Raw genomic sequence first — 20,808 nt, 5'->3', positions numbered from 1 at the left:
TATGTCTCTTGATTATCAAGATGATAGTTTGGCTTTACATACGGACGCGTATCAACTTTCAATGATGCAGACGTATTTCATGAAAGGTATTCACAATCGCAAAGCAGTTTATGAACTCTTCTTCCGTAAACTACCATTTGCGAATGGATACGCAGTCTTTGCTGGATTAGAGCGGGTTGTAGATTATGTAAAAGATTTGTCGTTTTCGGCAAGCGATATTGCTTACCTGCGTGAAACAGAACAGTTCGACGAACAGTTTTTGGATTATCTCGCAACCTGGCGCTTTAAAGGTACAATTAGGGCACCTAAAGAAGGGGAAATTGTCTTTAACAATGAACCAATTCTACAGGTTGAGGGGACGATCCTTGATGCGCAGTTGATTGAAACGGCAATTTTGAACATTGTTAATTACCAAACCTTAATCGCAACGAAAGCTGCTCGAATGCGATATGTCGTCGGAGATCAAACGCTTTTAGAGTTTGGAACTCGACGAGCTCAAGAGATGGATGCTGCTATTTGGGGTACTCGGGCAGCCTATATTGGTGGCTTTGACGCAACTTCGAATGTTCGTGCAGGAAAAGTTTTCAATATTCCGATTTCTGGCACGCATGCGCATGCGCTGGTCCAGATTTATCGAAATGATTATGATGCTTTTAAAGCTTATGCGGAAACACATCGAGATGTAGTGTTCTTGGTAGATACTTATGATACATTACGTTCAGGGGTACCCGCAGCAATCCGTGTCGCCAAGGAAATGGGCGATCGGATTAATTTCATCGGAGTACGGATCGACTCTGGGGACTTGGCTTATATTTCCAAGGGTGTACGGAAGATGTTAGATAGCGCCGGTTTCCCTGATGCCAAAATTGTGGCGTCTAATGATTTAGATGAAACGACAATTACTAGTTTGAAGATGCAAGATGCCAAGATCGACACTTGGGGGATTGGAACGAAGTTAATTACGGCGTATGATCAACCCGCTCTGGGTGGAGTCTACAAGGTTGTTTCGGTTGAAAACGAACGTGGTGAAATGGTCGATACGATCAAGATTTCCAGTTCGGCGGAAAAGATTTCAAATCCAGGTAAAAAGCAAGTATGGCGGATTACTAGACGTAAGGATGGAAAGTCCGAGGGTGATTACGTTGCAATGTGGGATGAGGATCCTCGCCGAGCAATTGGGGGGCTATTGATGTTCCACCCGGTTAACACATATGTTAGCAAGACCGTAACGGACTATGATGCACGGCCACTATTGAGAGATATTATTGTTGATGGTGAAGTAGTATATACACTACCAAAGCTAGACGAGATTAAAAAATATGCTGCTGAGCGAATTGATGCACTATGGTTAGAGTACCGACGTAACTTAAACCCGCAAGAATATCCAGTTGATTTATCAAGTAAGGCTTGGAATCATAAGATGAACCTAATCCGGAATGTACGAAATTATGTTGATGAGGTCGCTCATGAGATGGCAGGGGAGGACACTGAATACCATGGATAAATTACAGACTCAAATTATTAAAACACTTGGGGTACAACCAGAGATTGACCCTGCGCTGGAAGTTCGTCGTTCAATAGAACTATTGAAGGCATATTTATTGCGAACGGGAATGCAGAGCTTAGTCTTGGGAATTTCGGGTGGTCAAGATTCAACTTTGGCAGGAAAGTTAGCTCAAATGGCAATTACTGAGTTACGTCAAGAAACAGGTGATGTAAAATATCAGTTCATTGCAATGCGTTTACCATATGGTAAACAGGCTGACGAACAAGATGCATTAGATGCAATTGCCTGGCAGAAAGCTGATCAGACGATTCGAATTGATATTGAACCGGCTGTGCTTGGAATGGTGAGCCAGCTAGAATTAGCTGGATTAACAATTACTGATTTCAATAAAGGAAATATCAAAGCGCGTCAGCGAATGATTGCTCAATATGGTGTGGCGGCGGCTAAGCAAGGTGTGGTGATTGGAACAGATCATGCGGCTGAAGCAATCTCTGGCTTCTACACAAAATTTGGTGATGGAGCGGCAGACGTTACGCCATTATATCGGTTGAATAAACGGCAAGGACGAGCAATGTTGGCTTATCTTGAAGCACCAACTCATTTATATGAAAAGATACCAACGGCTGATCTTGAAGAAGATCGTCCCGCACTACCAGACGAGGTCGCTCTGGGAGTGAGTTATGATATGATTGATGATTACCTAGAGGGCAAGTCAATTCCAGCAGAACAAGCTGCTCAGATTGAAAAGCTGTATCTACGTTCTGAGCATAAACGTCGGGGTCCGGTAACAGTCTTTGACGAATGGTGGCAGTAGGCTTACTATTAGTATGTGATACATGTTGAAGCGCGTTAATATTTGGAGGATCATGCAATGATAAAAGTGTTTAACACCTTGACCTTGGACAAAGAAATCTTTGAGCCACTACATGAAAATATCATCAATATGTATGTCTGTGGACCAACTGTCTATAACTATATTCATATTGGTAATGCACGATCAGCCATCGCCTTTGACACAATTCGGCGCTATTTTGAGTATCGTGGTTATGATGTAAACTATGTCTCGAACTTTACCGATGTGGATGACAAGATGATTAAGCAAGCTGCTGCGGACGGAATCACGGTTCCAGAGCTAGCAGATAAGTATATTGCTGCATTTAATGAAGATACACTACCATTAAATATCAAACCAGCAACGGTACGACCAAGGGCAACGGAGCATATCCCCGAAATCATTGATTTCGTACAGGATTTGGTGAAAAAAGGATATGCCTATGAGTCTGAAGGTGATGTTTATTTCCGCGCAAAGAAATTCAAAGGTTATGGGATTCTGGCGCATCAAGATTTGGCCGAAATGGAATCGAATGCGGCTGGCCGCCTAGATGACGACGAATTAGCACGTAAAGAAGATCCAATGGATTTTGCAGTTTGGAAGGGTGCAAATGGTGACGGTGCAATCGCATGGGACTCACCATGGGGTGCTGGTCGACCTGGATGGCACATTGAGTGCTCGGTAATGTCAACCAAGTATCTTGGTAATCATCTGGATATTCATGGCGGTGGAATTGACTTGGCCTTTCCACATCACACAAATGAAATTGCACAAACCGAGGCTCATACAGGCGAAAAGTTTGTTGAAAAGTGGTTGCATAACGGTTTTGTCACAGTTGGTGATGACAATGAGAAGATGTCGAAATCATTGGGGAACTTTACAACCTTGCACGATATGCTGGCTGATATTGATGATCCGATGACATTGCGCTTCTTCCTGTCAACAACCCATTATCGTCGTCCAATTGCATATTCGCAGAAGAATCTCGATTTGGCAGCTCGAAATCTGGAACGGATTAGGACCGGTTATCGTAATTTACAGTTCCGTTTGAAGGATGCTAAAGTAGGCAACGACCTTGACGTTGAGGCATCAATTGACACGATTGTTTCGGCATACAATCTGGCGATGGAAGATGATTTTAATGCTCAGAATGCGGTTGCTGAGATTTACAAATTGGTGGAATTGGCAAATGTTTATAGTCAAGAAACGGCAGTCGCTAAAGCCACTGCTGAGCAGTTATTGCAGACTATTGCTGATCTCATGATGGTTTTTGGGGTTGATGGTCTAGCTCAAGAGGAGTTGTTGGATGCACAGATTGATGCTTTGATTGAGGAACGGAATCTTGCACGAGCAAACAAGGAATTTGCGCGTTCAGATCAGATTCGTGATGAACTAGCTGAGCAAGGAATCTTGCTTGACGATACAGCACAAGGGACTCGTTGGCATCGTTAATCGTATGTGAAATGCGTTGGACCAAGTGTGAAAACTTGGTCCTTTTTCATATCGCCATAGATTAGAAGATTGATCGGGTTGTGAAGAAGAGAGATGAGTGGGGGAGTGTTTGATGCAAAATGTAGAATTTGAAAAGCAGGTAGCATTGTATAAGAATCATCCGGAATGGCGAGATTGGTTGTTGCAGGGGAAATTTGGATTGGAATTAGAGATAAATCGGGTGAAGATTAATGGAAGCTTAAGCCATCAACCTTACCCAGATGTTTTTGGTGATCGACAAACCCATCCTTTTTTGAAGTCAGACTATAGTGAGGGGATGTTTGAGCTAGTTACAAGCGCTCAAGAAACAATGAAAGAATCACGGACAGAATTAGGGTATTTAATAAATCTCTTACGTGATGAGTTGGGTGACGCTGAGATGTTGTGGCCGTTGAGCTTGCCACCGCGTTTGAGAGAAAATGATTTGGATTGGCTTGATCAGACGTTCGAGCGTTTCTGGTTGCAAGAGTATCGAGATCATTTGAAGCAACGTTACGGTTCAGCGCACGCAATTATTAGCGGGCCGCATATCAATTTTTCATTGAGTACAGACTTACTGGAAGCGTTATTTGCTTTAAGTCAGACCGAAGATCAGACCGAACACAACAATCAAATCTATTTCAAGTTTGCACAGGGAATTGACCGATATCGTTGGCTTTTCATTTACCTTTTTGGCAGTAGCCCAATCGCATTAGATAAATCTGATTGGGAGATCCCAAACGACCTTGGACCAGTTCGTTCATTAAGAAACAGTATCTATGGTTACGTGAATAGTGCCGATGTTGAGATTGATCCAAGTCAAAATTTTGAGATTTATACCGAGCAGATTGCAAAGGCGATTAAAGACGGTAGGTTGTTTTCCAATCATGAATATTATGGAACGGTTCGCTTTAAAGGCGCCGATGAATATCAAACGTTGTTGGAACAAGGTATTAATTACTTAGAGTTACGGGTTATTGATACAAATCCATTTGATGAATTTGGATTAAGCTTAATCGACTTGGAGGCAGTTCAGCTAATTTTGTTGTGGATTTTTATTAGTGATCGCGATTATAGTTTTGGTGAAAGTAAGATGGCGCGTCAACAAGCTAACATTGTAGCTTTGCAACACCCGGATGATTTTGTAATGGACCGAATTATTATAAAAGACCTTTTGGACGAGCTGATTATGATCAATGATTTATTTGATGAACAATTCACATCAGGATTAGAAATGATTACTGAACGTTTGCTGGATCCAACTAAGACGCCAGCAGCAAAATTGATGCAGCTTGCGCCAGATGCAGTTCGAATGCAGGATCTTGGTACCAAATTAGGATTAGCTCGGCAACGGGACTATCTGGAAAATGATTTACCGGAGACTGTTCGGACAAAGATGCGCGAACGTCTGCGTGGGACGGAGTAAAGTATGACATGGGCTGAACAGACAAAAGAATATGAGACTGCTTTGTTAGCGGATTTGAGCAGAATTATCAAGATTCCGTCGGTATTAGATGATAAAACAAGTAGCCCTCAAACGCCCTTTGGGGTTGACATGATGCGCGCATTAGCTGAAATGGAGGCGTTGGCCTTTCGAGATGGTTTTCGTTTTGGACGCGTTGATAATATGGTGACTTGGATCGAATATGGTCCAAGCGATGCTGCAGAAACAATTGGTATTTTGACTCACATTGATGTTGTCCCAGCTGGAGATGGCTGGAAAACGAATCCTTTTCAATTGACGCAAATTGATCAATATTTATACGGACGTGGCACAGCCGATATGAAAGCAGACTTGATGGCCGCATACTATGCTTTGAAATTTTTGAAAGATCACCAAGTTAAAGTTCAGAAGAAGATTCGGTTAATCATTGGAACGGATGAGGAAAATGGTTGGCGTGATCTGCCACGCTACTTTGCGCAGGAGGGTGAGCCGTGCATTGGTTTTTCACCGGATGGCGCCTTTCCGGTTGTTAATGGTGAGAAGGCCTTTCAAACAGTTCAGTTACGATTTTCGGGAGATTCGGCTGGCTCAACAGTATTACAACGGTTTATGGCTGGTGACCGGATCAATGTTGTCCCGGGTGAAGCACGAGCCCGCGTTCTTGCAGCTAATGCAGTCGAAATTGGACAAGCCTTTGAACGCTACTTAAAGAAATATCCATTCCTGAAAGGGAAATTCACGGTTAATGACGGGTCAATTCGATTACAATTATTTGGTCAACAAGCCCACAGTGCTTATCCGTTTGATGGTAAAAATGCGGGAACTTATTTGGCGATGTTTTTAAATACATATCCATTTACAGGTGATGCGAAGGCTTTTTTGCAATTGCTAACGGAATATCATAATGATATCGCTGGACAGCATCTGGGATTGGCATATTCAGATGTTGAAATGGGCGATTTGACGGTGAATGTCGCAATCATGCGCTTCAACCATAAGGGACAGGGGAATATTGCACTGAATTTCCGCTACCCACAAGGAATACAATTACCAATCGTATTAGAACATGTTAAACAACATTTAGCCGGGTTACCTGCAACGATTACGGTCAAGGCGGGGAGCATGGAGCCACATTTGGTGCCTTTGACGGATCCACTAGTTGGTGTCTTATCGATGGCGTATGCCAGTGAAGTTGGAATGTATGCAGCGCCCAGAACTTCTAGTGGCGGTTCTTACGCGCGATTGTTAAAACGAGGCGTCGCCTTTGGCGGCCAGTTTCCAGATGTTATGGTAACTAGTCACCAGGCTAATGAACGAGTCCCACTCGCAAATCTTACAAGAACGATGGGCGTATTTGTGGCTGCCTTGATTGGCTTGGAGCAACTTGAGTAGTTTAAGGAAGGTATGAAAGTCGATCGGATGCGTGGTACAATTTTGTTATGAATGAAAAGATGAATTATGAACAGTTAAATGGTTTGGACCTTGCTTATTATGGTGACGCGGTATACGAAGTGTATATTCGGCAGCATTTGTTGGCAAAAGGGATCACAAAGCCATATTTGCTACAACGAACAGCTAAGAACTATGTTTCAGCAAAAGCCCATGCGGCCTTGTATGAATTAATGGTTACCGATGATTTATTGACGGAAACCGAACAACTATATTTTAAACGTGGTCGAAATGCTAATTCGCACACGAAGGCCAAAAATACTGATGTAGTGACGTATCGGATTTCAACTGGATTTGAGGCGTTGATTGGTTATTTGGCTGCCAGTGAGCAACAAACTCGCTTGGATGAAATCGTTGATTGGGTATATCAACAAGTAGAAAGTGGACGGACTAGATTAAATGGCGATGGGAAAAAGTAAGGGCGAGCAAAGTAAGAAACGCCGACCAATGATCAAACAAGCACAAGTGACGGATGAGTCAACTGAAGTTGCGGCAGAATTTATTTTTGGGCATCATGCGACAGTTGAAGCACTAAAGGGAACAACTGAGATCAACAAGGTTTGGTTACAAACTGGGCTGAACGATAAAATCCGTAATGAAGTGATGAGTTTGGCTAAGAAACGTGGCTTAATTATACAGGAGACACCAAAGAGCAAATTAGACGAATTGACGAATAATCAAAATCATCAAGGAGTCGTCTTGTCAGTTGCAGCATATAGTTACGCCTCAATTGATGACCTTTTTGCCAAAGCTGAGACTGCTGGTGAAGCACCTTTCTTTTTGATTTTGGATTCAATTGAGGATCCGCATAACTTAGGTTCAATTTTGCGGACAGCTGATGCAGCTGGAGTCCATGGGATTATCATTCCTAAGCGTCGGGCAGTTCAATTGACCAATGTGGTTGCTAAAACATCAACGGGGGCAATTGAGCACGTACCGGTTGCTCGGGTTACAAATCTAGTTCAAACGGTTGAGAAACTCAAGGAACGTGGTTTGTGGGTTTTCGGAACGGACATGGATGGTAAAGACTATCGCCAGTGGGATGCGGTCTTGCCAACGGCCTTGATCATTGGAAATGAAGGTAAGGGAATCGCACCTTTGTTGAAGAAGACGGTGGATGAAATGTTGACAATTCCAATGGTTGGTCATGTACAAAGTTTGAATGCTTCAGTTGCAGCGTCATTATTAATTTATCAAGGTTTCAATAGTCGACATAAATTGTAGGCGGGTAAGTTGTGGGTTAAAGAGCGGATGTCATTTGGGGAGTCGCTTTCAGAAAAGGACTAAGAAGTTATGACAGATTTAATTGAGCACCCAACAGCAACGTATCACACTACTGCTATTAATGAAGCAGGATTAGTAGGCGAGTCGATCATTACTGGTAAGGACCAGCTGGTCGTAAAAACGGCCGATCCTAAGGATGATGATCAAGGCACTAATCCCGAGCAATTGATTGGCCTAGCGTTGGTCACATGTTTGAATGCAACTTTGGAAGCTATCGAAAAGCGGAATGGTTATGAACACCAATCGAAGGTGCGCGCTGATGTGTATCAAGCACCTGATACACATGGCTTGCAGTTCTTTATTGATGCGACTGTTTATATTCCAGAAGATGTTATTGGCCGTAAAAAAGCACAGGCAATGTTTGAATTAGCTGAGAGCCGTTGCCCTGTAGCTAAATTACTTGGACCAAGTGCGAATGTAACTTTTACATTAGTTAATGAATGGAAATAACTTGCATAGAGCAAGTCAATATAATAGTTAAAAACGCTGATGCACGATATCAGCGTTTTTTTTGCATATTTGCCCCATAAATTTATTCCTTTGGCATAGTGACAAATAAGGAGGTGTGGGGCCGATGACTTATAAACAATGTGATATTGTGTTAGCACAAACGGGTGATGAAGAAGCGTTTGAAAGGTTAGTTACAGCTCATTATGGGGTTATTTGGCAGGCCTATCGAAATTTAAATCGGCGAATTAGTAATGATGAATGGTTACAGGATTGTCGAATAGTGATGTTAAATTGTCTAGTCCGATTACGTGGACAAGAGGTGAAATTCTTCTCGGGATATTTTAAGCGAGCGTGTACGAATCGGGTTGCTAGTTATTTCAGCAGGGATGTACCTAGGATGGCGCGCCAAGGGCAGGAGTTGATTGATAATTTTGGTGATGTAGTTGATCAGCAAGGGCCAAGGATGCAGCAGCATTTAGAAGTTGAACATTCTTTATTGCTAAGGGAGTTCATGAGATGTTTGGTTAAGCGCGATCAAGTAATTATGATCATGAAGATTGAGGGGTATTCTAATAATGAAATTGCAAAGCAACTTGGAGTCTGTCGCGCCACAGTACAAGGGAATTGGCAAAAGATTAAATGTCTATTACGAGTCATCGAAATTAATCGTGATAAATAGTCAATAAGTTGCTAAGCAGTAAATGGTCGTGATAAACTATTGAAGACTAGAATAAAAATCGAGAAAGAGCGGTATGCATAATGGCAGTTAAGAAAGTTGCGTTAGCATGCAGTGTTTGTGGATCAAGAAATTACATGGTGGCTAAAAAGCCAACTAGAGTTGAGCGACTAGAAGTAATGAAGTTTTGCAAGTTCTGTGGCAAGCACACGCTACATAAGGAAACAATGTAGGCACGCTCAGTAAGGGAGATAATGATGCGATTTATTGCAAGCGTATTTGAAGAGATGGGTAAGGTCACGTGGCCAACATTCCGTGAAAATGTTCGTTACACGGGGATTGTGATCATGACTTCTGCCTTTTTTGCGATTGTCTTTGGTGTAGCTGATTGGGTTTTCGAGCAAGGAATTACTTTCTTGTCGACACACTAAAAATAGCTTATAATAAACAGATATAAAGACAAGTTCAAAAACCTCCTCATCTTAGAGGCGGTTTTTTAGTTTCCATATTTTATTGAATTATTTCCTGGAGGAAAACATGGTTGAGTCAATTGACAAGCAATGGTACGTGCTGCACACATACGCCGGTTATGAAAATAAGGTTAAGGCAAATCTACAATCACGAATTGAGACAATGGGGATGACTGATTTCATCTACCGTGTGATTGTACCTGAGCAAGAAGTTACCGTTGAGCAAAACGGTGAGATGAAGATCGTCAAAGAAAATGATTATCCCGGTTATGCTCTGGTTGAGATGACGATGACAGATGAAGCTTGGTATGTGGTACGTAACACGCCAGGTGTGACGGGCTTCGTTGGATCGCACGGTGGTGGATCAAAGCCAACACCTTTATTGCCTGAAGAGGCAGAAGGATTGTTGCACCGGATGGGCATGGTTGAACGTAAAGTTGTTGAGCTAAATGTGGTTGTCGGTGAAACTGTTAAGGTGGTTGCTGGTTCATTTGATGGATTCCAGGGACAAGTTACAGCCATTGATAACGACAAGCAAGAAGTGACGGTCTTGGTTGATTTCATGGGTCGTGAGACACCAACTGAAATTTCATTTAATGATGTTGAGCCAATTATCTAAAGATATTTTCAAATAATCAATCTTCGTTATAAAAGATTGGTTATTTTTTTGTAAAACCACTTTTGAGACTAATTTTAGAAAAAAACGGATAAGCCTTGCAAATATGCTAGGGTTTTAGTATTATATTCAGGTATGTGTGGTGACACATGTATGTGGGAGGCGGAAATCGAAACTCGCCATTAAGTACCACAAGCACGAAGGAGGAAACAATCGTGGCTAAGAAGGTTTCAAGTATTGTTAAGTTGCAGATTCCGGCCGGTAAGGCTACTCCTGCACCTCCAGTTGGTCCTGCCTTGGGACAAGCTGGTGTTAATATCATGGGATTCGCTAAGGAATTCAACGCACGTACTGCTGATCAAGGTGGTTTGTTGATTCCAGTTGTAATCACTGTGTACGAAGATCGTTCATTTGACTTCGTTACAAAGACACCACCTGCTGCCGTTCTTTTGAAGAAGGCTGCTGGTGTGGAGAAGGGTTCTGGAGAACCTAACACCAAGAAGGTAGCAACGGTTTCTGCAGCGCAAGTTCGCGAAATCGCTGAGACTAAGATGCAAGATCTAAACGCAGCTGATGTAGATGCAGCTGTTCGCATGATCGAAGGTACTGCACGTTCAATGGGATTCGTTGTTGAAGGTTAATCTTAGAGCATAGACTTGTTCTATGTGCACAACAATTCCGTGAACCGTGTAAGCACGGATCGCGTAGGAAACTAAGCATGATCAAGTGGGAGGTCGGAGACCGTTTGACCGCATTTGCAAGGAGGAATAGCTACCATGGCTAAGAAGTATGGTAAGAAGTATTTGGCAGCTGCTGAAAAGGTAGACAGTGACAAGTTGTACACTGTTGCCGAAGCTGCTCAATTGGTTAAGGACATCGACTTTGCTAAGTTCGATGCTACTGTTGAAATCGCATTTAACTTGAACGTTGATACTCGTCAAGCTGATCAACAATTGCGTGGGGCTGTTGTTTTGCCTAACGGAACTGGTAAGGATCAAACTGTTGTTGTATTCGCTCAAGGTGATAAGGCTAAGGAAGCTGAAGAAGCTGGTGCTGACGTTGTTGGTGCTGCTGACTTGGTTTCACGGATCGCTGATGGATGGCTTGACTTTGATGTTGCCATTGCTACACCTGATATGATGGCACAAGTTGGTCGTATCGGACGTACATTGGGACCTAAGGGATTGATGCCAAACCCTAAGACTGGAACTGTTACGATGGACGTTGCTAAGGCTGTTAATGACGCTAAGTCAGGTAAGGTTACTTACCGTACAGACCGTGACGGAAACGTTGCTGTACCAGTTGGTAAGGTTTCATTCGATGCTGATAAGTTGGCTGGAAACATCAAGACTTTGTCAGATATCGTTTTGAAGGCTCGCCCTGCAGCCGTAAAGGGAACTTATGTAAAGCACGTATCACTTGCTTCAACATTTGGTCCTGCTTTGAACATCGACGTTACTTCATTGTAAGATCGAAAAAGGTGCAACCTGCCAAGGTGTTTTAGGATTCGTTGGTAGGCCACTAGTTTCAAAGTTTAAAATTAGTGTCGTCATTTGAGGATACTGATTATCACTAAATTATTTTAATTTAGACTTGACACTTCCTTGGCATCTTGCTAAAGTAGTTGAGTAATATCTCGATTCTACCTAAGACGCAGGTGGCACTTGCCTTAATACCCCGCCGAGGAAGTTCAAACACTGAAAAGTGACTTTTGACCCCCGGTGCAGTTATGTACTGGGGGTCTTTAGGTTTGAATCAAAAATCTAAATAGGAGGAACATTACCATGAGTGAAGCATCTATTGCTGTGAAGGCCCAAAAAGTTGAAGAAGTTGCTGCTAAGTTGAAGGACTCAGCATCATCAATCATCGTTGACTTGCGTGGATTGACAGTTGAAGAAGCTACCAGCTTGCGTGCAGACTTGCGTGCCGAAGGCGTTGAGCTAAAGGTTATCAAGAACAAGATCTTGACACGTGCTGCTGAAGCTGCTGATGTTGCTGATTTGAACGAATTGTTCGTCGGACCATCAGCCGTAGCATTCTCATCTGAGGATCCAATTGCACCTTCACGTATCTTGAAGAAGCATGCTGACGCTGTTGAAGCCTTGGAGATCAAGGGTGGCGTTGTGGATGGTACAATTGCTACGATTGATGAAATCAACCGTTATGCAACTTTGCCAGACAAGGATGGTTTGTTGTCAATGTTGTTGTCAACATTGCAAGCACCTGTCCGCAACTTTGCCTATGCAGTTAAGGCTGTGTCAGACGCAAAGGAAGCCTAAGTTAACAGCTTAAGCATTATTCGGGAATGTTCCCATTACTACTAAAAAACGCCCTCGGGCAAATATTAGAGGAGATTAATTATCATGGCTTTTGATAAAGATTCAATCATCGCTTCATTGAAGGAAGCAACGATCATGGACTTGGCTGACTTGGTTTCAGCTATTGAAGAAGAATTTGGTGTTTCAGCTGCTGCTCCTGTTGCCGCTGCTGGTGCTGCTGGTGCCGAAGCTGCTAAGACTGACTTCGACGTTGAGTTGACTTCAGCTGGTTCAGCTAAGGTTCAAGCTATCAAGGCAGTTCGCGAAGCAACTGGTTTGGGCTTGAAGGAAGCTAAGGACCTTGTTGACAACGCACCATCAATCGTTAAGGAAGGTCTTTCAGAAGACGAAGCTAACGAATTGAAGGAAAAGTTGGAAGCTGCTGGTGCTTCAGTAACTTTGAAGTAAGCAATTACTTACAAATTAAGAGATTTACTTATTTTAATAGGCAGATCTCAAAAAAGAGTTCACTTCGGTGGACTCTTTTTTTGTTAAAATTTTAAAAGTGGGAGTGAAAGTTAAGCTTAATCAAACATAAAAGTGTTATCTTAGTTTTTGTGGTTTTCGTATAGAGAACATACATAGATACAATTTCTGGGGGAAGCAAATGCAATCACGAACATATAAATATAAGAAACGTCAGCGTCAAAAACGGCTACGACGTTTGGGAGTGCTTTTGATTGCTTTGGCTTTGGGAGCTGTAGTAGTTGTGGTCGGAATTCACGTCGCTAATAAAACGGTTAAAAGTGAGGCGTTGAGTCAAGTGGATGTCTTAAACGGCATAGATGAACAAACTGAACTAAAGGCTGATTGGGAGAAGGCTTTAAATGGTAATGCGCCAAATGTTGCCATTGCGGCTTATGACCACAAGACAAAGACCACAATTGTTTATAGTACGGGAATGTCTGACAATTACTACATGGCTAGTACGGTTAAGGTTTCGGTCTTGGCAAACTTACTTTATCAACAAAATAATAATGACCAAGAATTATCAACAGAACAAGATGAATTGGCTACCAATATGATTGAAAACAGTGACAACGATGCGACGACAACGCTAGTGAACGATGAAACCCTTAGTTCGCTGGACACATTCTGGTCGACTGTTGGGATGGATGATACGCATACTGACACAGATTCGTGGGGCCTTAGCCAAACGACGGCAGCGGATCAGGTTAAGCTGTTAAACGAAATCTTTTATGATGGAAATGTTTTGCCTAGTACTTCGCGTAATTATATCAAGAAGCTGATGGGAAATGTAAATGAAAGTCAAAGCTGGGGAATATCGAATGGCTTGGGCGATAATGCAACCTATGAATTGAAAAATGGTTGGTTGGAATATGATAAGGGATGGATTGTAAATTCGATTGGTCATGTTAAAGATGGCGATACTAATTATACTTTAGCAATTTACACATACGGTAGTGACAGTGAAGATGAAGGGATTGATGAAGTGAACGATATCGCCGAGGCAACTTATAAGTATTTAACGGCAGAGTAGTCAATCAAGGCAGTGTTATATACAAGTTCAGCTAGATAAGCTAGAATGACTGTGTAGCAAATTGTTGCGGTGTGAGCAAGCCACCGGACGGGAGAAGGGTATGAAGAAGAATATTGTAGTAGTAGGCGCTGGCTATGCGGGTGTTGTGACTGCTCAGAAATTAGCAAAACGATTTAATCGGACAGATTACCAAATTGTCTTGATTGACAACCATTCATTCTTTACCTATATGTCACAATTGCATGAGGTTGCAACAAGTCGCGTTGAGCCTGGACATGTGCAAGTTGATCTAGGAATGTTGTTTCATGATACGGAAAATGTCAAAATCGTCACAGCATTTGTAGAGCAAATTGATAAAGAGCATAAGACGGTTACAACTTCAATTGGCGAGATTGAATATGAAAAATTGGTTATTGCAACAGGAAGTCAAGTTGATGATCACAACCTACCTGGGGTAAAAGAATATACAAAGCAGCTTCGTTCTTTCGAGGACGCAATCGACTTGCGACAGCACATTAAGGGAACGATCCGCCAGGGCGCAATGTCACTAGATAGTGAGGAACGTGAAGCCAAGCTTCGGCTAGTTGTTATCGGCGGTGGTTTCACTGGTGTGCAACTTGTAGGTGATTTAATTGAGCAACGACGGGTATTAGCTGAAGCTAACAACATTAAAGAAGGTGAAATTAGTATTCATCTTTATGAACAGGATTCAGCGATCTTAAAAATGTTGGAGAGTGATGAATTGACGGAACGTGGTGAGAGTTACTTACGTCGTCATGGAGTTTTTCTGTTCAAAGAAGCGCAAATTACTGAAGTTAAAGAAAACGCAATTGTTTTGGCCAGTGGATATGAGGTTAAGACGGCAACAATTGTTTGGACGGCTGGCACGCGAGCTAATATTGACGGTGAGTGGTGGGGATTAAAGACTGGTCCTCAAGGGCGCTTGTTGGTCAATGAGTATATGCAGGCGCTTGACGAACAAGATGTCTATGTTGTCGGTGACGCAGTTGCGTATCGCGATCCGGCCCGTATCATAGAGGAAGACCCAAATTCAGGTTGGATTCCGCAAAATGTTGAGATGGGTGAGGCAGCGGCAGATGCTGCTGTATCAAGTATTATGCTAGATTTGCTCGATAAAGGGCAACGCCGAAGTTTTGTTGGAAATTATCCGGGCTTTGTCGTTTCAGTTGGGGCACATTATGCGCTTGGAACCGCCTACCGTTTAGTGGGAATTCCATTCAAAAAGGGATTGCCACTATCTGGTTTCGTCGGCAGCATGGTTAAGCATGCTAACAATCTCTATTTCTATGCACGGATCACTTCAGGCTATAAGATGTACCATTATTTGTTGGATGAGTTTTTCCGAACACCCGATGGGCGGACACCATTCTTTGGTTGGACGTCACGGATGGGTAATGTCCTGTGGTCATTACCACTACGAATTATCATGGGGATTATTTGGATTCTAACCGGAGCAGTCTGGGGTAGTGGAATCTTTGGCCTACTGGCATCTTTGATTGGCTGGATGTTGTTCTTAGGATTGTTCACGACAATGGCAGGCTTTATTGGTTTCCTACTAGGAATCTTTATGGTGACCGTTGGGCAAGGGATGACGGTTTCGTCATTGTTGATGCCGTTTGCATCCTTAGCCTTGATGAATGGTGCCGGACGATCTGTAGGACTTGATTTCTGGGTAATTCCCTATCTCGAGAAGCGTTGGGGTAAGCGACGTTATGGTGAACATAAATCAAAGTATAATGATTTAGACTAGATGATCCTTTTCTTTAAGGTTTAAGTGGTTTGATAAGCAAGTAAATACAGCGTTGCTAGCGGAAAACATTGTTTTAAGCTTGGCGACGTTTTTTATTTGCAAAATCAAATTGAGAGTTTGAGAAGATTGAGATGCGAGCAGAAGAACAGTTTTTAAATAAAGTCCCTCAGGTTACATTGACCTTTTGGTTGGCAAAATTAGTTACTACTGGGATGGGTGAATCTTGGTCAGATTTATTTGCACACACCTTAGGACCGGTGGCCGATTTGCTGATTGGTTTGTTGATGTTTGGTGGCTTTTTATGGTGGCAATTACGCTTGAAAAGTTATCGAGCCCTTAATTATTGGCTAACACTGGTGGGGCTAGCAGTTTTTGGAACTTTTGTGGCTGATGCAACTCATGGAATTGGTGTGCCTTACTTGGCAGAACTTATAATCTATGGTGGTGCAATGGTGGGGTGCTTTTATTTTTGGCAGCATACTGAGCACACAGTGTCGATTCATCAAATTACTAGCCATCGTAAGGAGTTATTTTATTGGGCAACGGTATTCTGTTCCTTTACCCTAGGAACGGCTGTAGGGGACTTTATGGCGCATGTAATGAATCTTGGGACATTAGACGCTGGATTGTATTTAACGGCAGGCTTCGCGGCGGTGATCATTCTACGCCGATACTTGGTAAGAGCAGAAGTGATTACTTTTTGGTTGGCGTATATTTTAACACATCTTTTATGTACACAAACGCCTTTATATCAACGTTTGTAGCTTGTGGAAAACTCATTTTTATGTGAACGGGACTCTTTCGGGACTCATAGAGTTTCATACAGTTTCATAGAGTTTTATTTTAATGAGTCCCAAGTGAGTCCCGTCTGTTAGAAATTAACTAGGGATGTGAATATGTCAGCTGTCTTTGCCCGCATATCTTTCGTGACGGTAGCATAGACATTAAGAGTTGTATTTATGTCATTGTGTCCGACCTGTGCCTGTAACGTCTTAATATCCATTCCTGCTTGCACCGCTAGAGTGATATATGTGTGTCTCAATCCGTGAACGTTTATCTGCGGAACGTCGGTGCCTCTGATAGCAGCCAAAATCCATTCTCTGGGCTGATTTGATGTTAGATAGTTATTTAGTCGCCTGTTAGTAAAAACAACGTCTGAACGCACACCAGCCTTCATAAATGCTTGTTGTTGGATGTTGTGCCATTGCTTTAGCGTTTGAGCTGTGATCTTATCGACTATGACTGTTCTTTTGCCGGCCTTCGTCTTAGGTTCGTTGATTATGACTTCGGAATCAATGGATCGACTAAGAGTTTTGTTGACACTAATATTTGCCCCGGCATCAGTAAATTCTATATCAGACCATAATAAGGCTCTAGCTTCGCTCATTCTCATTCCTGTAAAGGCAAGTAGGCGAAGATATACATATTTACGATATTTAAGACTGTTCTCTTCATATTTTGATTTGACGGCGTCTATAAAGGCTAGGAGTTCGTCATATTCGTACGAGTCTACTCGATAAGAACGATCCGGTTTATCAATTGGTGTAGGGTAACGAACATTTGAAAATGGATTAACATCAATGAAATCATAAGAAACAGCAAAATCTAAAATTTTTTTCAGAAATCCAGATTCAGACTTATAGGATGAATGTTCTGAAGCTATCCAATCTAACCATGCTTGAATGATTTGTCTACTTATTTTTGAAACTTGGACATTATTAAACCATTCATCAGTTAGCACGCTATTTTCTAGAAATATTTTGCGCCTAACGATTGTAACTTTACGTTTACCTCGGCTATAATCAAGCATGAACTTATCTATTAATTCGTTCATGGTGATTTTTTTATGAACCTTGTTGAATGTGCCAGCATCAACTTCGTTTAAAATTTCCCGCTCTGCTCGTTTGGCCAGAGTTAGGGATGCAACAGTTTTCTTTTTATTACGGCGTCTACCTAGTGAGTCAGTGAATTGCACTCTTACTTGGTAGTTGCCGTTTTTTTGTTTCTTGATACTCATAATCTTGCCTTTCATAATATCGACCCTCATCGAATTATGTATGACTATTTGAGTAAGTCAGAAATCAGTAGAGCCGAATTTTCGGCTGTACTTTATGTGGGGGCCCTGAATCAGGGCGTCCTATTATTTAGTTTAGCGCAAAATTGAGCTAAACTCTTTAGATGACCTAACGGACCACGAGGCCATTTCGAATGTCCCGCTAGGATATCGATTAAACCGACACCCTCTGTTGGCACAGCTCTCACAGCCGAAAATTCGGCCGTGAAATATTTGGGTGCCCACATTTGGACTGCCGATTTGGTTCCCAAAATCTGGGGAATGAATCTCGGAGCTCACATTTGAGCTGTCAAATATTAGGGTGGCGGACTTCTCCGCAGACCCCTAGTTATTTAGTAATTTAGCTTTTTGCTGATTAAATTCATCTTCGGTTAGAATGCCGGCGTCTTTTAAGCCAGATAGTTTGGTGAGTTCATCAGCTAGTGAATTGGCAGAAGTCGATTTAGCAGGCTCGGAAACTTTATTTTCAGTTAAGATGTTCTCTAAGATGGTAGCAACATCGTTCATTTGTTTTTCTGCAGTTTTAGTTGCAAGGCCCACTTTTGTTTCCGTGCTAATAAATTTCATCTCGTAAGTATAGTTATCACTGAACCTTAAAATAATACTCATTTTAGAAATCATTGAGTAGTCTTTGTGCCCTGTGGAAGCACCAACGATAGCACCGACACCACCTAAGGCAACGCCACCAACAACGGCTCTTGTCAAACCATGATGTTTGGTCTTGCTGTTAGTTCGCAAGACCGGCTCATAATCAACGAGATTGGAAAATGGCTCCAGCTTCTCGAATTGTGTTAGAGATACAGGAACAAAGAACCGTTTAGATTTTTGATCTATATAAATACCTTCAATTTTAGGAGCTTTATTCTCTTTAAAACTTTTTAGAAGCTCGATGTAATCGTTTTTGCTTTGTTGCTTTTCTTGCTTACGCTTATTTTTTTCATCATCGTAGTTGAATATATCACCATTGGCTACCATTTCTTTAACTTGATCAACGGTAACGGATGAAAGTATCTTGTCGTTATTCCACGCATTTGGCTTCAATCCAATTTTTATGATGCAATTTTGACAAATTTTCCCATCTTTTATTTTTTCGGAATTAGTAAAGCCCATTTTAGTTTCGTTACAAATAGGGCAGATTTGCTTTGCCATTTCCCATACTCCTAAGCTTTTAACGTGGATCATTATTGCACGTATATTTTTGTAAATGCTAAGTAATTAAACAGATGATTATTTTTGTCTAATAAATCACATGAATACTTTAAAGAAAACTCCCTACGCTGGGAGTAACTAAATCTTTAATTTCATCTTCAGCAATTGCATATAGTCTTAAAGGTAAATGAGCCCATTTGAGAAATACAACTACATCTAACGAATTGGGATAATTACCTTCAAAACCATTTATCCATTCTGACGCTTTTTTATGGATCATAAAACGATTAGCCTTAGATTCATTAATAATATGCAATTGTGGCGCACTTAAACGGGTTAGGATATCGCCATCGATTTTGTGTCCGAGTTCGTGCAAAACAACATTTTCTATTTCGGATTCAGATAGATCAGATTGGACGAATAGCGCACCAACAGGACTAATCATTTTAGCATTAGGCAAGTAAAATCCTTTTGAGGCTATCGGTTCGTCTGACCAGATCAAAGGAATGCCGATACTTTTAACAATATCTAAGTAGTGCATATAAAGTATCTAACCTTCCTTAGTATTTAAGTAGCCTTTTATTAAAGCTTTAATGACCTCTTTATCATGATCAGTAATAGGCTTGCCGTCGTATGCCTCTGCACCAATAAATGCATCTTCCAAATCTTTGTCAGTCGGTTCGTTTTGAGACGACTTTTTTTCGTCAGTATTTCCTAGCAGATAATCAACTGACACGTTTAATACATCGGCTACAGCTTGAAGATTTGATCCTCGGGGAGTGTAATTTTTCCATGAATATATTGATTTAGTACCGAGTCCAGCCTTCTCTTCGAGTTGTCTAAGTGTAAATCCTTTTTCTTTCGCTAGTTCTTTTGTACGCTCAAAAATTGTCATGCGATTAGTCTCCAAATATTAAGAAAAAGTTAAGACGAAGTACTTTTACCTATTCACTCTTGAAAAGTCAAAGTACTTAGAATAAACTAGTTCTTGTAAGTTAAGTTTTACGTTGCGAGTATTTAAACCTAATCAACAAAAACGCCACCAAGTGTTAGAAGCTGATATATAGGTAATTAGTACTCGTTTATATTTAAAATTTTAGTCGAAGTAGTTTTACTTGTCAAGAAAAAACTAACAAAGGGGATGCATAAATAAATGGCTAAGAAACGAGCAATGACGCCGGTTGAGTCCGAACGAGTGAATACTATTAAGACAAACGCTCGTCGACTGAATGTATCGGTTGAAAATTTAGCCGATGAATTAGGCTACACAGATGCACATGTATTTGGGGTTTTTACTGGTCGATACACGTCTGAGAGAACAGAAACGGTTTTGTCTGAAGCGGAGACATATCTCGCAAAAGAATTAGGCGTTCGATATGTTCAACCATATTTCGGAGATTTGCCAAAATAAAAAGCCCATCACTTGACCTGTAAGCAAGTCAAAGTAAAAGGCTTAAATAATCTCATGCGATGGTAGGACATCGCAGAAAGGAATTACACATGTCTAGTTTAACACGTATTGAACCGATGGATGGTTTGGTTAATGACAATAATGATGTTAACGGTAGGAAGTTATGGGAGGCTTTGAAAGTCAAAACAGATTTTGACAAATGGATGCCTCGGATGATCGAATACGGTTTTAGCGAGAATGATGACTATTCGACATTTTTGGCGGTTGGGAAACATGGCGGTAAACCGGCGAAGGAATATCTATTGTCTATGGATATGGCCAAGGAAATTTCAATGTTGCAACGTTCTGAATTAGGTAGTCAATGGCGTAAGTATTTCATTGAAGTT

General features: G+C 41.6%; 25 protein-coding genes and 1 other annotated feature. Of the genes, 21 read left to right on the top strand and 4 right to left on the bottom strand.

Annotated features, from left to right (window positions below; genetic code table 11):
- The first annotated feature begins 1 nt into the window (after position 1).
- The 19 genes from ESZ50_RS06315 to ESZ50_RS06225 all read left to right on the top strand — a co-directional run bounded on the left by ESZ50_RS06315 (position 2) and on the right by ESZ50_RS06225 (position 16,552).
- Complete coding sequence (locus ESZ50_RS06315; RefSeq protein ID WP_148622737.1) at positions 2–1,504, top strand: nicotinate phosphoribosyltransferase; 1,503 nt, start codon at positions 2–4, stop codon at positions 1,502–1,504.
- Positions 1,497–2,321 carry an ammonia-dependent NAD(+) synthetase gene (gene nadE, locus ESZ50_RS06310; RefSeq protein ID WP_148622736.1) on the top strand — a complete coding sequence of 275 codons (825 nt, stop codon included), beginning with the start codon at positions 1,497–1,499 and terminating at the stop codon, positions 2,319–2,321. Before ESZ50_RS06315 ends, nadE begins: the two co-directional genes overlap by 8 nt.
- A 57-nt stretch (positions 2,322–2,378) precedes the next feature.
- Complete coding sequence (cysS, locus tag ESZ50_RS06305; protein WP_148622735.1) at positions 2,379–3,791, top strand: cysteine--tRNA ligase; 1,413 nt, start codon at positions 2,379–2,381, stop codon at positions 3,789–3,791.
- A 112-nt stretch (positions 3,792–3,903) separates the two neighbouring features.
- Positions 3,904–5,235, top strand: a complete 1,332-nt coding sequence (locus ESZ50_RS06300; protein ID WP_148622734.1) for a glutamate--cysteine ligase — start codon at positions 3,904–3,906, stop codon at positions 5,233–5,235.
- 3 nt (positions 5,236–5,238) lie between these two features.
- Positions 5,239–6,645: a dipeptidase PepV gene (pepV, locus tag ESZ50_RS06295; protein WP_148622733.1), complete on the top strand. Its 1,407-nt coding sequence runs from the start codon at positions 5,239–5,241 to the stop codon at positions 6,643–6,645.
- Positions 6,646–6,692: 47 nt separating this feature from the next.
- Positions 6,693–7,121, top strand: a complete 429-nt coding sequence (locus tag ESZ50_RS06290; RefSeq protein ID WP_148622732.1) for a Mini-ribonuclease 3 — start codon at positions 6,693–6,695, stop codon at positions 7,119–7,121.
- 28 nt (positions 7,122–7,149) lie between these two features.
- The gene (gene rlmB, locus ESZ50_RS06285; RefSeq protein WP_148622985.1) at positions 7,150–7,926 is read left to right on the top strand and encodes a 23S rRNA (guanosine(2251)-2'-O)-methyltransferase RlmB; all 777 of its coding nucleotides are present in this window, start codon (positions 7,150–7,152) and stop codon (positions 7,924–7,926) included.
- Positions 7,927–7,995: 69 nt separating this feature from the next.
- Complete coding sequence (locus ESZ50_RS06280) at positions 7,996–8,436, top strand: OsmC family protein (RefSeq protein ID WP_148622731.1); 441 nt, start codon at positions 7,996–7,998, stop codon at positions 8,434–8,436.
- Between the two features lie 124 nt (positions 8,437–8,560).
- Positions 8,561–9,115, top strand: a complete 555-nt coding sequence (locus ESZ50_RS06275; protein ID WP_148622730.1) for an RNA polymerase sigma factor — start codon at positions 8,561–8,563, stop codon at positions 9,113–9,115.
- 80 nt (positions 9,116–9,195) lie between these two features.
- Positions 9,196–9,345: a 50S ribosomal protein L33 gene (gene rpmG / locus ESZ50_RS06270; protein ID WP_148622729.1), complete on the top strand. Its 150-nt coding sequence runs from the start codon at positions 9,196–9,198 to the stop codon at positions 9,343–9,345.
- A gap of 24 nt (positions 9,346–9,369) precedes the next feature.
- Positions 9,370–9,543 carry a preprotein translocase subunit SecE gene (gene secE, locus ESZ50_RS06265; protein ID WP_148622728.1) on the top strand — a complete coding sequence of 58 codons (174 nt, stop codon included), beginning with the start codon at positions 9,370–9,372 and terminating at the stop codon, positions 9,541–9,543.
- A 106-nt stretch (positions 9,544–9,649) separates the two neighbouring features.
- A complete protein-coding gene (gene nusG, locus ESZ50_RS06260; RefSeq protein ID WP_148622727.1) occupies positions 9,650–10,201 on the top strand; it encodes a transcription termination/antitermination protein NusG in 552 nt (183 codons plus the stop codon).
- A gap of 212 nt (positions 10,202–10,413) precedes the next feature.
- Entirely contained in the window at positions 10,414–10,839 is a 426-nt protein-coding gene (gene rplK, locus ESZ50_RS06255) for a 50S ribosomal protein L11 (protein ID WP_027698091.1), read from the top strand.
- A 135-nt stretch (positions 10,840–10,974) separates the two neighbouring features.
- Positions 10,975–11,667, top strand: a complete 693-nt coding sequence (gene rplA, locus ESZ50_RS06250) for a 50S ribosomal protein L1 (protein WP_148622726.1) — start codon at positions 10,975–10,977, stop codon at positions 11,665–11,667.
- Between the two features lie 158 nt (positions 11,668–11,825).
- Positions 11,826–11,954 (top strand) — a sequence feature (ribosomal protein L10 leader region).
- Between the two features lie 28 nt (positions 11,955–11,982).
- Positions 11,983–12,477 carry a 50S ribosomal protein L10 gene (gene rplJ / locus ESZ50_RS06245; protein WP_148622725.1) on the top strand — a complete coding sequence of 165 codons (495 nt, stop codon included), beginning with the start codon at positions 11,983–11,985 and terminating at the stop codon, positions 12,475–12,477.
- 84 nt (positions 12,478–12,561) lie between these two features.
- A complete protein-coding gene (gene rplL, locus ESZ50_RS06240; RefSeq protein ID WP_148622724.1) occupies positions 12,562–12,924 on the top strand; it encodes a 50S ribosomal protein L7/L12 in 363 nt (120 codons plus the stop codon).
- A gap of 199 nt (positions 12,925–13,123) precedes the next feature.
- On the top strand, positions 13,124–14,017 hold the full coding sequence (locus ESZ50_RS06235) for a serine hydrolase (protein WP_148622723.1): 894 nt from the start codon (positions 13,124–13,126) through the stop codon (positions 14,015–14,017).
- Between the two features lie 100 nt (positions 14,018–14,117).
- Positions 14,118–15,788, top strand: coding sequence for an FAD-dependent oxidoreductase (locus ESZ50_RS06230; protein ID WP_148622722.1), 1,671 nt, complete (start codon positions 14,118–14,120; stop codon positions 15,786–15,788).
- A gap of 131 nt (positions 15,789–15,919) precedes the next feature.
- On the top strand, positions 15,920–16,552 hold the full coding sequence (locus tag ESZ50_RS06225) for a COG4705 family protein (RefSeq protein WP_148622721.1): 633 nt from the start codon (positions 15,920–15,922) through the stop codon (positions 16,550–16,552).
- A gap of 107 nt (positions 16,553–16,659) precedes the next feature.
- Here the strand turns inward: ESZ50_RS06225 and ESZ50_RS06220 are convergent, their stop codons facing one another.
- The 4 genes from ESZ50_RS06220 to ESZ50_RS06205 form a co-directional block, all read right to left on the bottom strand.
- The gene (locus ESZ50_RS06220; RefSeq protein ID WP_246111523.1) at positions 16,660–17,820 is read right to left on the bottom strand and encodes a tyrosine-type recombinase/integrase; all 1,161 of its coding nucleotides are present in this window, start codon (positions 17,818–17,820) and stop codon (positions 16,660–16,662) included.
- A 366-nt stretch (positions 17,821–18,186) separates the two neighbouring features.
- Positions 18,187–19,011, bottom strand: a complete 825-nt coding sequence (locus ESZ50_RS06215; RefSeq protein ID WP_187387569.1) for an SHOCT domain-containing protein — start codon at positions 19,009–19,011, stop codon at positions 18,187–18,189.
- Between the two features lie 109 nt (positions 19,012–19,120).
- Positions 19,121–19,552 (bottom strand): hypothetical protein, encoded by a 432-nt coding sequence (locus tag ESZ50_RS06210; protein ID WP_148622719.1) that lies wholly within the window; start codon positions 19,550–19,552, stop codon positions 19,121–19,123.
- A gap of 9 nt (positions 19,553–19,561) precedes the next feature.
- Complete coding sequence (locus tag ESZ50_RS06205) at positions 19,562–19,906, bottom strand: helix-turn-helix domain-containing protein (RefSeq protein ID WP_148622718.1); 345 nt, start codon at positions 19,904–19,906, stop codon at positions 19,562–19,564.
- A gap of 258 nt (positions 19,907–20,164) precedes the next feature.
- Here ESZ50_RS06205 and ESZ50_RS06200 point away from each other — a divergent pair, with 258 nt between their 5' ends.
- Both ESZ50_RS06200 and ESZ50_RS06195 read left to right on the top strand, forming a co-directional pair.
- A complete protein-coding gene (locus ESZ50_RS06200) occupies positions 20,165–20,422 on the top strand; it encodes a hypothetical protein (protein ID WP_148622717.1) in 258 nt (85 codons plus the stop codon).
- A gap of 89 nt (positions 20,423–20,511) precedes the next feature.
- Positions 20,512–20,808, top strand: a 297-nt coding sequence (locus ESZ50_RS06195) for an antA/AntB antirepressor family protein (RefSeq protein WP_187387568.1), incomplete at its 3' end; no start/stop codon positions are given.

It is taken from the genome of Weissella muntiaci (assembly GCF_008107635.1).
In the GTDB taxonomy this organism is placed as follows: domain Bacteria; phylum Bacillota; class Bacilli; order Lactobacillales; family Lactobacillaceae; genus Weissella; species Weissella muntiaci.
This window is presented reverse-complemented; position numbering and strand designations above follow the sequence as displayed.

Coding starts and splice junctions, on each gene's coding strand:
- rplJ (WP_148622725.1), top strand. CDS start 11,983: ATGAGTGAAGCATCTATTGCTGTGAAGGCCCAAAAAGTTGAAGAAGTT.
- ESZ50_RS06200 (WP_148622717.1), top strand. CDS start 20,165: ATGGCTAAGAAACGAGCAATGACGCCGGTTGAGTCCGAACGAGTGAAT.
- rpmG (WP_148622729.1), top strand. CDS start 9,196: ATGGCAGTTAAGAAAGTTGCGTTAGCATGCAGTGTTTGTGGATCAAGA.
- ESZ50_RS06235 (WP_148622723.1), top strand. CDS start 13,124: ATGCAATCACGAACATATAAATATAAGAAACGTCAGCGTCAAAAACGG.
- ESZ50_RS06205 (WP_148622718.1), bottom strand. CDS start 19,906: ATGACAATTTTTGAGCGTACAAAAGAACTAGCGAAAGAAAAAGGATTT.
- nadE (WP_148622736.1), top strand. CDS start 1,497: ATGGATAAATTACAGACTCAAATTATTAAAACACTTGGGGTACAACCA.
- ESZ50_RS06225 (WP_148622721.1), top strand. CDS start 15,920: ATGCGAGCAGAAGAACAGTTTTTAAATAAAGTCCCTCAGGTTACATTG.
- ESZ50_RS06300 (WP_148622734.1), top strand. CDS start 3,904: ATGCAAAATGTAGAATTTGAAAAGCAGGTAGCATTGTATAAGAATCAT.
- ESZ50_RS06210 (WP_148622719.1), bottom strand. CDS start 19,552: ATGCACTACTTAGATATTGTTAAAAGTATCGGCATTCCTTTGATCTGG.
- ESZ50_RS06315 (WP_148622737.1), top strand. CDS start 2: ATGTCTCTTGATTATCAAGATGATAGTTTGGCTTTACATACGGACGCG.
- ESZ50_RS06230 (WP_148622722.1), top strand. CDS start 14,118: ATGAAGAAGAATATTGTAGTAGTAGGCGCTGGCTATGCGGGTGTTGTG.
- rlmB (WP_148622985.1), top strand. CDS start 7,150: ATGATCAAACAAGCACAAGTGACGGATGAGTCAACTGAAGTTGCGGCA.
- cysS (WP_148622735.1), top strand. CDS start 2,379: ATGATAAAAGTGTTTAACACCTTGACCTTGGACAAAGAAATCTTTGAG.
- secE (WP_148622728.1), top strand. CDS start 9,370: ATGCGATTTATTGCAAGCGTATTTGAAGAGATGGGTAAGGTCACGTGG.
- ESZ50_RS06290 (WP_148622732.1), top strand. CDS start 6,693: ATGAATGAAAAGATGAATTATGAACAGTTAAATGGTTTGGACCTTGCT.
- rplA (WP_148622726.1), top strand. CDS start 10,975: ATGGCTAAGAAGTATGGTAAGAAGTATTTGGCAGCTGCTGAAAAGGTA.
- ESZ50_RS06220 (WP_246111523.1), bottom strand. CDS start 17,820: ATGAAAGGCAAGATTATGAGTATCAAGAAACAAAAAAACGGCAACTAC.
- ESZ50_RS06215 (WP_187387569.1), bottom strand. CDS start 19,011: ATGGCAAAGCAAATCTGCCCTATTTGTAACGAAACTAAAATGGGCTTT.
- rplL (WP_148622724.1), top strand. CDS start 12,562: ATGGCTTTTGATAAAGATTCAATCATCGCTTCATTGAAGGAAGCAACG.
- nusG (WP_148622727.1), top strand. CDS start 9,650: ATGGTTGAGTCAATTGACAAGCAATGGTACGTGCTGCACACATACGCC.
- ESZ50_RS06280 (WP_148622731.1), top strand. CDS start 7,996: ATGACAGATTTAATTGAGCACCCAACAGCAACGTATCACACTACTGCT.
- ESZ50_RS06275 (WP_148622730.1), top strand. CDS start 8,561: ATGACTTATAAACAATGTGATATTGTGTTAGCACAAACGGGTGATGAA.
- pepV (WP_148622733.1), top strand. CDS start 5,239: ATGACATGGGCTGAACAGACAAAAGAATATGAGACTGCTTTGTTAGCG.